The 12,366-nt window shown below is 55.9% G+C and carries 7 protein-coding genes and 4 pseudogenes; 7 read left to right on the top strand and 4 right to left on the bottom strand.

All coding sequences use genetic code 11. From position 1 onward, the window contains the following. Window positions 1–76: 76 nt before the first annotated feature. Window positions 77–915: pseudogene (locus tag CUC55_RS04530) on the top strand (IS3 family transposase); the annotation flags it as partial. A 330-nt stretch (window positions 916–1,245) separates the two neighbouring features. On the opposite strand, the gene CUC55_RS04525 reads toward CUC55_RS04530, so the two are convergent. The 3 genes from CUC55_RS04525 to tssI form a co-directional block, all read right to left on the bottom strand. Further along, entirely contained in the window at window positions 1,246–1,551 is a 306-nt protein-coding gene (locus tag CUC55_RS04525; RefSeq protein ID WP_082760349.1) for a PAAR domain-containing protein, read from the bottom strand. 71 nt (window positions 1,552–1,622) lie between these two features. Beyond that, the gene (locus CUC55_RS04520) at window positions 1,623–2,108 is read right to left on the bottom strand and encodes a GNAT family N-acetyltransferase (protein ID WP_280953185.1); all 486 of its coding nucleotides are present in this window, start codon (window positions 2,106–2,108) and stop codon (window positions 1,623–1,625) included. Window positions 2,109–4,474: 2,366 nt separating this feature from the next. Next, window positions 4,475–6,919, bottom strand: a complete 2,445-nt coding sequence (gene tssI / locus CUC55_RS04500; RefSeq protein WP_103087081.1) for a type VI secretion system tip protein TssI/VgrG — start codon at window positions 6,917–6,919, stop codon at window positions 4,475–4,477. A 203-nt stretch (window positions 6,920–7,122) separates the two neighbouring features. On the opposite strand from tssI, the pseudogene CUC55_RS23120 reads away from it, so the two are divergent. Next, a pseudogene (locus CUC55_RS23120) lies at window positions 7,123–7,305 on the top strand (3,4-dihydroxy-2-butanone-4-phosphate synthase); the annotation flags it as partial. A gap of 375 nt (window positions 7,306–7,680) precedes the next feature. Here CUC55_RS23120 and CUC55_RS04490 read toward each other — a convergent pair. Beyond that, window positions 7,681–8,229 (bottom strand): TetR/AcrR family transcriptional regulator, encoded by a 549-nt coding sequence (locus tag CUC55_RS04490; protein ID WP_067653164.1) that lies wholly within the window; start codon window positions 8,227–8,229, stop codon window positions 7,681–7,683. A 111-nt stretch (window positions 8,230–8,340) separates the two neighbouring features. Here CUC55_RS04490 and CUC55_RS04485 point away from each other — a divergent pair, with 111 nt between their 5' ends. From CUC55_RS04485 to CUC55_RS04465, 5 genes and pseudogenes are all read left to right on the top strand, one after another. Further along, window positions 8,341–9,129: an SDR family NAD(P)-dependent oxidoreductase gene (locus CUC55_RS04485; RefSeq protein WP_103087094.1), complete on the top strand. Its 789-nt coding sequence runs from the start codon at window positions 8,341–8,343 to the stop codon at window positions 9,127–9,129. A gap of 54 nt (window positions 9,130–9,183) precedes the next feature. Further along, a pseudogene (locus tag CUC55_RS04480) lies at window positions 9,184–9,411 on the top strand (oxidoreductase); the annotation flags it as partial. Between the two features lie 11 nt (window positions 9,412–9,422). Then, window positions 9,423–9,518: an ATP-binding protein gene (locus tag CUC55_RS04475; protein WP_425352734.1), complete on the top strand. Its 96-nt coding sequence runs from the start codon at window positions 9,423–9,425 to the stop codon at window positions 9,516–9,518. A gap of 130 nt (window positions 9,519–9,648) precedes the next feature. Continuing rightward, window positions 9,649–11,863, top strand: a pseudogene (locus CUC55_RS04470) (methyl-accepting chemotaxis protein). Then, on the top strand, window positions 11,863–12,345 hold the full coding sequence (locus tag CUC55_RS04465) for a chemotaxis protein CheW (RefSeq protein ID WP_067653170.1): 483 nt from the start codon (window positions 11,863–11,865) through the stop codon (window positions 12,343–12,345). The pseudogene CUC55_RS04470 and the gene CUC55_RS04465 overlap by 1 nt, the downstream one beginning before the upstream one ends. The last annotated feature ends 21 nt before the right edge of the window (window positions 12,346–12,366 follow it).

Here is a 12,366-nt window from a genome sequence, read left to right as displayed (position 1 = left end):
ACATAAGCCTGTCCTCAAGCCTGTGCTTGAGCCTTTCTGCTTATGCCGACTGTCCGGTCGAAATGGGGTGCAGTTCAAAGAGACCTATCGCTTGCCAGAAATGCTCGCCTAACTGCAAATTGCGCGAAGCTCCTACTTTTATCATCGCACGCGCATGTGTCTCGCAGACAAGTATGCCGCCGTCCGGGACAGCCTTGCGGAAATCTTTGAAGCGAACCGTCGTTGTTACGGCTATCGGCGACTACAGGCGTCGCTGGCCAGGCAGAGCGTGATCATCTCGGAAAAGGTTGTCCAGCGCTTGATGAAGCAGGAGCACTTGGTCGTTGCTAGACCGCGTCGCCGGCGTTTCGGATCATACTTGGGAGAAATCAGTCCGGCCCCTGACAACTTGATCAATCGCGACTTCCATGCAGACGCGCCGAACGTGAAATGGCTAACAGACATCACCGAGTTCCAGATCCCAGCCGGGAAGGTCTACCTTTCGCCCATCATCGACTGCTTTGACGGAATGGTCATCAGCTGGTCCATCGGAACCCAACCAGACGCGGGCCTCGTCAACACCATGCTGGATGCAGCTATTGAGACCGTGACAGACGGCGAGGAACGACCAATCGTCCATTCTGATCGCGGAGCCCATTATCGCTGGCCTGGCTGGCTAACGCGGATCAGCGAAGCGAAACTGGTTCGCTCGATGTCCCGAAGGGCTGCTCACAAGATAACGCTGCTTGCGAAGGCTTCTTCGGTCGATTGAAAACAGAACTCTTTTATCCACGAGATTGGAAGGCCATCACAATCGAACAGTTCGTTGCCGAAGTAGACGCTTATATCCGCTGGTACAATGATAAGCGTATCAAGATATCGCTGGGATCACGCAGCCCGGTCGAATATCGAAGAAGTCTTGGCCTTAACGTATAAATCAGTCCAAGTTTTTATCCGCATCCCCGTTCTTTGAAATGGACGCGAACTCCATATCGCGTCCTTGGCAATGTAGGCTGCGGCACTCGGCGTCATATGGCTTTNCCCAGGAAAGGAATGGCTTGGATCGTCGCCCTATTCCCGAACCCTTTTGGCAACACATTCTCGCGGACATCAAGGTCACCAGGCCCTTTGGCGCCAGTGACCCCACGTTCGCAGTGTCACCGCTTCAAGCTTATACTCGCGGATGAATATCGTCTTTGCATTCCTGCTCTCCGATTTCAGGAGGAACACCTTAACTCGATGCCCATGAAACCGGCAGCAGGCCAACTACTCAAAGCTAAGCCAAGGAATACCTTGTACTAGTCTTCCTCCATGCGCGCAGGAATCCCCTAGCCGGGCTATTTTCTTGCCCTCGATACTGGCGACTGAAGAACCTCCTGTAATTCGATCCGATGTGGTGGGCACGCCGGTGCAAACTAAACTGTCCCCAACCGTGGCAATCGGCACACCCTCGACTGTGACGAAGTTTTGCTGTGTCGAGACAACTGGCCCGCCGATATGCGGCTTTGGCCCTGGATCAACCATAGGACAGACGTGCATATGGCCTTTAAGTGTAACCGCTCGACCAACCATTACGAACACCTCATCTTTACCCGCATATCAATCTAAACACGTCCATCTACATTGCTGTCGGATGCAATAGACTAGGCCCTTTCTGGCCGTTTCTGTCGCATAAGGACACAATCCCGCTTTNCTGATGAAACATGCGGATGCACTCTGTGACGCGGCAGAACTCTCTCGACATGAAANTCGACCTTTTCAAGCAGACGTATCAGTGGCGCAACATGCGCGTCGATCAAGGTCCAGGCTTTCGTTAGGCCCAGTTCCGCGATCAGGGCGCGCATGACTTCTTCCGATAGACCCTGACCCGAAACGTTCTGCATCAAAGCGCCACCAAGCTCTTCATCTGGGCCGACGTTTACAAAGCCTATAGGCTCGTCCACTGCATCCTGGCGTACTACAACGTAAGTTTNCAGGCCTTTGTCCCAGCTTTCGTCCCACTCAACGATAATGTGCTTAACGTCAATCAGTGTGCCGGCAAACGGCAAGGGGCTGTAACGGAACAGCTGCGGATCCGCGAGCATGGCGTACAGACTACCAGCGTCGCTTAGCACCGGCCGCCGAAGCATAAGCCTAGCGGTGGAGATTTTGTCTGGCACTTGCCGCCGGGAAGACTGTTCCAACATGCCTTACTACCCCAAAACAGACTGGACGATAAAGCGCTCCATCTCTCCCTCCGGGAGATATGGTTCCTCGCGCACGATTACAGTTCGGCCCTGAAAACGCTCATCCCCGTCGTTCAGCGTTCGCACGCCTGAAGCCTTGTCTGTAACGCAGAATCCGTCGGTTGAAATAGCGATACGGTCAAATGCTGCTTCTGTATTTGCGTATCGACCTGGTCCGCCGTTCAGACGCTCCAGAAGCGCCAGAGCCTCTAGCGCCCCCACTGATAACAAGTCCACTCCATCCAAAANTAGCGGCCGNTGCCCAATTGCTGGCATGATCTCTATGAGTCGCTCAGCCTCATACCTCAGAACGAGGCCCGGATTGCCGCGCGTCTCCGTAACGCTATCTGCGGAGGGCCCGTTCTGCGCATATGCGGCTATGAACGCCTGCTTCTCCTCGTCACTCATTGCTCCGCCAAATTGCTCCAATGTGTCGCTTAAGAGCCCGTCGGACGCACGGTCGCTACCTCGACCCATAACTGCGCCATAAGTCTCGGACCAGGCGTCGACTTCGGCTGGAGACATGCCAAATTTGAGCTTCCCCAGGCCTTCGCGTGGAAAAATCTTCCAGTCATCTTCTGCGGTCATCACTATCCCGTCCCTATTTCATTATTCCGTTTCGTCTTAGACACTCGGCGTAGGCCGTCGCTTGAGCTATTGCTGCATCGTATTTTGTCGGGTTGCCCTGCAACGCCGCTACCCTACGCGCATCTAAAACGTCAGCCATAAACGCTGAATAGGTCTGGCCGCGTGAAAGAAAGCCCCTCTGCACCGCGTAACTTGGTCCATGCACGCGGCTACCATAAGAGGCCGTAAGGCGATGATCAACCGGATCCATCTGTATCGCTGGCCCCACAGGTCTGGGCAAGGGTGATTTCGAATCTGCTGGCATATGGTGGCTATCGAGTCCGTCTCCCAGCGTCTCGGGTGTATCAGTCATGCAGCCGTGGGCTCCGCCTCGGTAGGTGCTGCCAGGAACTCCACAGGCGAGATATGCGCAGGGATTTTGGGCGCAGCGAGCGCAGGTTACGGTTCTGGTTGCAGGTACTGCCTGATCCTGTGTCTGAGCTTCAGACTGGGCATTTGACATCGCGCCGCTGACGCCGTTGACGATGTCGTCGCCATAGACGATTGCTCCCGTGGTTACTACAGCTCCTCCAAGTAACCACGCCGCAGTCCCTGCAGAAATAGTGGCGCCGCCTGCGGCGACAGTTCCCCCACCAGCGAGCGCAAGCCCACCTCCAACTGCCAATAAAGGAGGCATCAGCCAGCCCTCCTGTGGACGCGGACAACACTTTTCGTCTTATTGAAAAGCACGGCAAAATTCTGGTCAGGATCTTTCGGACCAGATCGAATGTAAGCCCGCACCTCAGGGATCTGTCCGCTCTTCTCACCAGAAATTAGCATCATGAACGCCCATAGTTTTCGAGAGTATTCTAGCTTCAATCCGAGTTCCTCCGCCTGAGCATCCTGCCTTCGCACAAGGTCGCGCAATTCCACGTCACTCCTTGCGGCGGTAAAATCCGGTGCCACCTTCCGCAGATAAGCCACGCGCTTGCCGACAACCGTTTCTCGACGCTGATCCTCGATTTCATCGATATTTCTTGTATTGAAAGCGAGAAGACCCCTTGGCGCAGGCGCCGTACCATCCTTGCGGCTGGCTCGCATTATGCTGCCGCCCCACTCCTCATCCGGTTGGAAGATGATAGCGTTTGCCGGTCCCAGCAGACGAAGATACTGACCTTGGCTGAGTGTGGGTATAATTTGAGCCATGACGTTAGGTTCGCTATGACGCAGAATGACCCGCTTCAACTGAACAGGTTGGGCCGGAGATTTCTCATCGCTGGGGCGTGGATCGGCTTCATAGCTTTTGCCTTGATCGACTCGTGCATCTCCCGGAAACAGCACCACATTGATTTTNCGCAANTGATGATAAAGGCTCTCTCCTCCAGCTGCACATTCCCAAAAAACGCAAGCGTGCTTGCCATCGATCAAGTCGATCAGCCGATCTAGTGAAACTTGATCCACCGGCCTGGCGCCCGTTCTGGAGATTGCATAAGGCCCACGGTCAAGCCATACCAATTGCGGCGCGCACCGGTCTTGATCCGGGTTACCTTGCGGAGACTTGCGGTAGAGAGATCGATGAAAGAAGTTTCCTTCCGACAGTGTTGTTGGAAGATCGGGAAATTGCGCGCCATCAAGGACTGCAAACAGTGGCCGCTGCGACCGCAGCAAAACCTCTCGCAGTTTAGATAAATCAGTCATCGTGACTACCCAACGAACGGAGTTGAAGTTGCTGTCATGTTTCGCAAGCAAGACCCGCCTTCACCTGGGCCGCCTTTTTTAAAGTTGATCTGGTTACCCTCTATATCGATCTTCAGTGCGAAGAGTTTAATGCCGCTTTTTGTCAGGGAGATGTAACCACCCGGCGTCGAAAGCCGGATTTCATCATCTGCAAAAATCTCCCAGACCTTCGCTTCACCGTGATATTTTTCCTCCGACACGAGATTGTAAAGCTTGCCGACATTGACGGTGATCTTCTCACCGACGCGGGTGTATTGGCCCTTGCCGACCTCGACATATTGTTCGCTACCTATGGTCAGATTCTGTTGCTTGCCAACTTGGCGCACTTCAGTCTGGCCGATGTTGGTCACCTTGCTAACGCCGATCTGCTCAGCTTTNGCAACACCCACGGACGTGGACTGGAACGCGCCGATGATGGTGTTCATGATGCCGGGNAGGGGGAATAGGCCAGATGCATCTGACCCAACACCCGTACCGGAACCAGCAAGTGCCGTGCCTGCATCAGACCGTGGGCTGGGGCCTGAGACCACGCCCTCGCGCGACGACATGCCGCCAGCGCCAAGGAAGCCAAGCGCTGATGACGCAAGCGTCGTGGCAAACGCCGCAATGCCGGGTCCCCCGCCGCCTGCGAATTGCGCCGCCTGACTGAGGAGCCCCGCTGTCTGCCCTGAGAGCGCCTGGACGCCCGCCATCGCCATCATCGCCATCGGTCCTGTGCCACCGACAACGGTGTTTACCGATCCGCCGATCTCGTGCTTCTGGTTGCCGGACACTTCCACCGCGCGGTTGCCACCAACCGATGCCACCTCATGGCGATCAATGCGCTTGGTACGGTCGTTGAGAACGCGAGTGGTCTGGTCCTTCTGTGCGTGGAAGAACTGGTTCTCCTTGCCTGCCTCATCCTCGAAGGTGATTTCGTTGAAGCCGTCGCCCTTGTGTGTGTTGGAGCGCAACACCATACGCGTCTTGTTGGCAGGCAGATCGTAGGGCACCGAATTTTTNGGGTTGTTCACGACACCCGTCACCAGCGGACGATCCGGATCACCATCGACAAAGGCGACCATAACCTCCATGCCGATGCGTGGGATAACCTGCGCGCCCCATGTCCCACCGCCCCATGCCTGGCTGACCCGCACCCAGCAGGTATCCGTGCCATCCTTCTTCGCCTTGCGGTCCCATGGGAACCACAGCTTGATGCGGCCATATTGATCTGGATGAATTTCCTCGCCCTCTGGGCCCGCAACAATGGCGACCTGCGTGCCNTCGATCTTCGGGCGCTTGGTCGTACGATGCGGGNTGAGGGGTACGCGGGCGGGGATAGCCTCAAAGGCGTTGCGGTATTCCGGTTCGTTGCTGTTGGTCTCATAGGAGCGATCCACGATCGTGTGGCTCGCCTTGATGATCACATGCTCTTCATATTCATGTTCGGGATGCGCAACTTCGTATGGCGTAAAGCGACGTCCGGCCTCCAAAATGCGGGAGGTCGATCCGCCGAAGACGCGGTCATGGTCGGCTTCGATGGATTGCGCCCGGAGTTTCTGGGCCCGCTCTGCTTCTTCCACCGTCTTGATGCGGGCCGGGTACTCGTACAGCTCGCGCTTGGTCGCATCCGGCATCTGCACAAGTGATGGCGTCATATTGCCTGGCACCATGCCGGGTGTTTCAAAGTTCCAGTCGGCGCCTGCACGCTGGCCGGGCACATAGGAAAAGCGGCGAGCCCAGTCATTGATGTGGTTGCGGTCCGAAGAACCCTGTGCCAATCTCACTCTGCCTTCGCCCTGAGCTGAAGGCGATGGTCCAAGCCATCCATTGGCGGTATCGGCCACATGCAGCTTGTGAGAGCCATCTTCGTGGCTGAAAAAGTAGTACAACCCGTCCTCTTCGAAACGGCGCAACAGATAGTCGAGGTCGGTCTCGTTGAACTGGGTGCTGTAGTACTGCGCAGGCGGAGTCTTGATGATGCCCGATGTATCCGGGGCTGGAATGCCGTGTTCGGAAAAANGCGTTTCGGCCACCTCAACAGCTGTCTTGTCCATCCAAATGCGGCAATCGGAACGGCGGGATAGCAACCACATCTGCGGGCGAATGGTCATGGCGTAAGAGCGCAGACCACGGGTGATGGGTGGCCCCTCATGCAGGTCGGTCACCAGACCGTTGAACGGGCGGCGCACGCCACCACCATCTTCACCCTGTTGCACCTCTACCGAGACATCGATCAGACGGCCGATCAGCTCTTCCGGCTTCACCGATTCCTTCTTGGCGCGGACATTCAGCTGTATCTCGAACAACTGCGATACGCCTTCGTTGATCACCATCCGCTCCGGTAGCAACTGGTCTTCGCCCAGTGGCGACTTGACCTTGAGAACACGGCTAGCCTGAATGAACTCGGACGACGATGGCTGGTCGGTCATGGGGAACCCCGGTGATCGGATTGGATAAANTATCAATCAGCTGTCAAAATCTGCACGGAATGCAATCAATCATTGTGGCAAANGGATGGAGGGAAGACCTTATTTGCAACCGCGAGACCATAATCTTCACGCCGCATCCCAAACTCGCCGTAATCTGCCGAGTAATCTTAAAGAGAGAGGTTGAAATTAGGGACGCAGCCATGTCGCTGGCTGGAGTGATCTGTGAGGTTGCCAATGATGATGGCACGATGGCGCGCNTGCCGGACCTGGAAATCTTCGCTACACGCCATGGCCTGCTTCTCGTAACGATCGAGGATCTGGTTACATTTCTAGTAGAGAAAGGGTCCGTATCGGTGCCCGTTGAGCTTGAGAGCCTTTGTGCATAAACGCAAAAGTGGGCGTCGGACTACGGAATAGGGTTTACGTTTCCGAAGTCTCTTCTCCACTTGCTTAAGCCGCAGCGTCCTTTATCGTTCAATCGAACTCGGGATCGATATCGTCCGCGTCGATGTGCAGGAGAACGAGCGGTTACGTTCCGAGCACAGTCTTCTCGGCTGATCTGTCGCTGGGTAACACTGAACTCGAGGGCTCCCTCTCTTCAAAAGTCAAGTGTGCATTGAACGGAGAAGTAAAGTCAGTATCAAACTCGGGAGGTCGCCGACGGTTCGAATCCCAACGGCCAATAGCGGAAGAAGGGGGGCGGTGGAACCCTATCCTTGGTTCGGCAGCCGTCAATATTCGCACAATCTGATCTCTACGGGCTAACCGATGCTAGCTTCGATCCATTCGCGCGTCTGCTCAAGAACCTCGTCAGACAATTCGGGATCATCGACCGCACGGGCGAGGATGACTGCTCCGACCATTGCGGCCCAGCTTCCTATTGCTGCACGGCGCTTTTCGGCTGCACCTTGCTCAGGCAGCGCCTGCTCAATGCGCGCGATCTGGGTGCGCAATCCTTCTGTCATGACGGCTTTTGCGGCGGGCGTTTGGTGACGAATAGCGGCGGCGAGGCCTGCCGTCGGGCATCCATTGCCGGGATTATCCCGATGACGAGGTGCTAGGTAAGAGCGGACGAAACTGTTGAACTCGCCGTCTCCGACACTGTCAGATGACAGCGCCTGGGCAAGCGTCTGGGCCACAAGATCGTCCTTTGACGTGAAGTGTCCGTAAAAGCCGCCATGGGTCAGTCCGGCTGCTTTCATGACTTCTGCCACACTGACCGCATCGAACCCCTTGTCCTTAAACAACCTGCTCGCGAAATCCAGAATCCGGCGACGGTTTTCTGCCATCTGTTCTCGGCTGACCTTCATTTNCAAAATTCTCCGCAACACCTGTTGAAATTTACATGATGGCTATCATATTTAAATCCAATCATGATGATGATCATGAATATAGGTTCAATCAGAGAAAAGAGCAATCCAATGAGCCAAATTTCCGCAGTCCTGATTACCGGTCCGTCTACTGGCATCGGTGCCACCTATGCCGAACGGTTCGCACGACGCGGCCATGATCTCGTGCTGGTCGCCCGAGACGCGGCGCGCATGGAGACGCTTGCAAGCCGTCTGCGCCAGGAAACCGGCGTGACGATCGACATCCTCCCGGCCGATCTCACCCAGGCGACGGATCTTGCTAAGGTTGAGGCCCGGCTGCGTGACGATGCGCGGATCGGCATTCTCGTCAACAATGCCGGAACGGCGATTGGTGGAAGCTTCGTCGACCAGAGCGTCGATGACATGACCAAGCTCGTTGCGCTCAACGCGACCGCACTCGTCAGGCTTTCCAGCGCTATTGCTCCCCGTCTTGCCAAGGCAGGAGAAGGCGCGATCGTCAATATCGGTTCGGTCGTCGGCCTCGCCCCGGAATTCGGCATGACCGTCTACGGTGCGACCAAGGCTTTCGTCCTTTTCCTGTCCCAGGGACTTGCGCATGAGCTCGGACCGAAGGGCGTTTACATTCAGGCGGTGCTTCCCGCCACGACCCGGACCGAGATCTGGGATCACGTCGNCGCNGACGTCAATGCCATGAGCAATGTCATGGAAATGGGCGATCTGGTCGATGCAGCCCTGGTCGGGTTCGACCGCCGCGAACTGGTGACCATCCCGCCGCTGCACGATATCGGCCAGTGGGACGCTTTCGATGGCGCGCGCAAAGCCATGCTCGGCAATCTCGCCAATGCGCTTCCTGCTGAACGCTATCACACGCCGGTGTGACCTTTCCTCACTCGATGAACCCATGCCGCTTCAGAAAAGTATCAAAGCGCTATCATGACCAAGACCACGCTCTTCGAACCAACCAACCTAGGCGCAATCACGCTTGCAAACCGCATCGTCATGGTACCGCTCACCCGCAATCGCGCCGGCGCGGGCTTCGTGCCCGGCGATCTGACCGCCGAATATTACGCCCAGCGCGCTTCTGCAGGGCTGATTATTTCTGAGGTCACCCAGATTTCTCAGCAGGGCCAGGGCTATCAGGACACGCCCGGCACGTATTCGACGATGCCAAGATGACCACCGCACTTCGCGACCGCCTAACGTACCATTGCGAACTTGTCGAGACCGGAAANGAATCGTGGCGCTTCAAAAATCGCTCTCGAAGGTAAAGTCGAAGATGAAGTCCTTTGCCAATTAAGTCGCATCTGGTCCAGGAGGCGCTTTGTACTCTCCTTGCACGCCCTTTCTTTAAGATTTGAGCACTATGAACAGTGTGAATGACGCAATCTGGGGGATGAAATGTCGAGTACTAAAGTTAAAAGTCCTTTGTGGATAAAGATCACGGCTTACGGGTTTGCTGCCGTATTGTTCTCAGCCGCTACCATTGGCGGAACTGCATGGTATCGCCAATCGGTTTCGAGCGCAGAAGCTCTGCAGCGGGAATCCGCCGCAGATATGACCTTGGTTGAAACAGACATGGCGGCGCAGAGAAAGACTGCGTCAGCTCTTGTGGTAGCTCTGGCGGGNCAGCCTGACACAGCACGGTTGATAGAGGCAAATGGGCGCGAAGAAATCCTGTCGCGCTATATAGCATCTCTAACATCGATAACCACCGATGGTGGCATCCAGCTTATTACATTCATCAACGCCAATGGTGAAGCCGTTGCGCGCATTCACGCGCCCGATAAATTTGGCGACGACATGAAAGGTCGCCGCAAAANCGGTTGTACAGGCTCTGTCGACCGGAAAGCTCGTTGCCGGAATTGAGCCCGGCCGCACGGCTGTCAGCATGTTTGCTTCCGCCCCGGTTATTCGTGACGGAAAAGTCATCGGTGCCGTAGATGCCGGAACGGCACTGGCAAATGACTACTTTAACTCAGTCGCAGAACGTATCGGCGGCGAGATCGCTGTCCAAATTATGATGGATGGAAAGTTCGTGAAGCAGGCCTCAACATCAGAGGCCTCGTTGCTGTCCGAAGAAGGCATGAAGACAGCATTCGCGGGGCAGCGTGTACAGGAAGAGCTATCTGTGGGCGACAGTGAATATGTCGTGGCGGCACTTCCTTTTACGAATTTCTCCGGCGAAACCATTGGCGTTCTTGAGATTGCATCTGATGTGACGTCGNTTGCCCATGCGGCGCGAGACGCCCTTTGGACAACCGTTATCGGCACGGCAATCGTCTCCCTGCTTTCGCTGCTGGGCTTCTTCCTTTTNGCAAANTCGCTGGCAGGCGCGATTGGCCGCATCACTGGCACTATGGGACAACTGGCTGACGGCAATCTCGACGCCGCAGTAGAAGGCGAAACCCGAACCGACGAAGTGGGCGCCATGGCGCGTGCGGTGAAGGTCTTCAAGGACAATGCACTGAGGACGCGCGAACTGGAACGAGATGCGGACCAGCAGCATAGCCTGACCGAAGACCAGCGTCAGCGTAGCGCCGAACAAGAACGGTTACGCTCCGAAGCGATGTCCCAGGCCACGGGTGGTCTTGCGGAAGGTCTGAGACAGCTCGCCGCCGGAAATCTCACCGTCAAGCTCGACCAACCTTTCGCTGGCGATTTTGAGAGTTTGCGAACTGACTTCAACAGGGCAGTCGAACAGCTTCGCAGTACGCTGACCGCTGTGGCGACTGCAACTAACGGCATTGATAGTGGCTCGCGGGAGGTAAGCCAGAGCGCCAACGATCTGGCAAAAAGGACGGAGCAGCAAGCAGCGGCTCTTGAGGAGACAGCTGCGGCTTTGGATGAGATCACCGTTAACGTTACAAACTCTTCAAAGCGCGCCGATGAAGCTCGCAAGACTGCCGTACAGGCTAATGAAAGCGCTGCCCAATCAGGTCGCGTGGTGGCGAACGCCGTCGATGCGATGCAGAAGATCGAGCAGTCTTCAAACCAGATCTCCAATATCATTGGCGTTATCGATGAGATTGCATTTCAGACCAACCTTCTGGCGTTAAACGCGGGCGTGGAAGCTGCACGGGCCGGGGACGCCGGGAGAGGGTTCGCCGTCGTCGCGCAGGAAGTCCGGGAATTGGCTCAGCGTTCTGCGAAAGCGGCCAAGGAGATCAAGGACCTTATCCGAAATTCGTCGATCGAGGTGCAGAATGGCGTCAAGCTGGTGAGCGACACCGGTGAGGTGCTGAAGACGATTGAAGCCTACATCGTTACGGTGAACCAGCACATGGATTCCATTGCAACATCTGCGAAGGAACAGTCCATTGGTCTTGCCGAGGTCAACACAGCCGTCAATCAAATGGATCAGGTGACGCAGCAAAACGCCGCGATGGTTGAAGAAACAAGTGCCGCCGGCGCGACGCTTGCCAACGAGAGCGGGCGGTTGCGCGAGCTGATCTCGCAATTTCAGCTCGGAGGAGCACTCCATAACACAGCATCGGTAATGGCGGCCGGGCCTGCACATTGTTCGGTCGCATCGCCGGCAAAACGACTGTCAGGGAAGGTCGCGTTGGCCTTTTCCGGCAACGCCGCCCTCAAGGAAAGCTGGGAGGAGTTTTGATGAACGTTTCCAATCGTTCCACAAGCAGCACCAGCGATATGCTCGAGATTATTGCTTTCCGGCTCCACGACCAAGAATTTTGCGTCCGTACAACGACCATTCGTGAAATTCGCGGATGGTCACCGGCTACACCCATCCCACATGCACCGTCCGATGTAATCGGCGTGATGAATCTTCGGGGAACGGTCATTCCCATCATCGACCTAGCTACCAGGCTTGGCATGAAAAGCACTGAGCCTAACGAGCGTAGCGCGATCGTTGTTGCCGAGGTGCACGGGAGGGCGATGGGGTTAGTCGTTGATCGTGTCTCTGACATTCTGACGATCGCCGCCAACCTGCTTCAGCCAGTCCCCGAGATCAGCATGTCCAGCGGCATGCGCTATGCCGAGGGTATCATTGCCCAACCGGGCGGAATGATATGCTTTCTTGCTCTTGAGGGCATGTTCGAGAAAACTGAAACAACGGCGATGCTCGCCGCTTAAGGGTCGTGTTCAATATTCTTT

It is taken from the genome of Agrobacterium bohemicum, assembly GCF_002896715.1.
Lineage (GTDB): Bacteria > Pseudomonadota > Alphaproteobacteria > Rhizobiales > Rhizobiaceae > Agrobacterium > Agrobacterium bohemicum.
The sequence above is the reverse complement of the archived record's forward strand: the minus strand, read 5'-3'. Positions and strand labels throughout refer to the sequence as shown.

Coding starts and splice junctions, on each gene's coding strand:
- CUC55_RS04525 (WP_082760349.1), bottom strand. CDS start 1,551: ATGGTTGGTCGAGCGGTTACACTTAAAGGCCATATGCACGTCTGTCCT.
- CUC55_RS04490 (WP_067653164.1), bottom strand. CDS start 8,229: ATGAAGGTCAGCCGAGAACAGATGGCAGAAAACCGTCGCCGGATTCTG.
- CUC55_RS04465 (WP_067653170.1), top strand. CDS start 11,863: ATGAACGTTTCCAATCGTTCCACAAGCAGCACCAGCGATATGCTCGAG.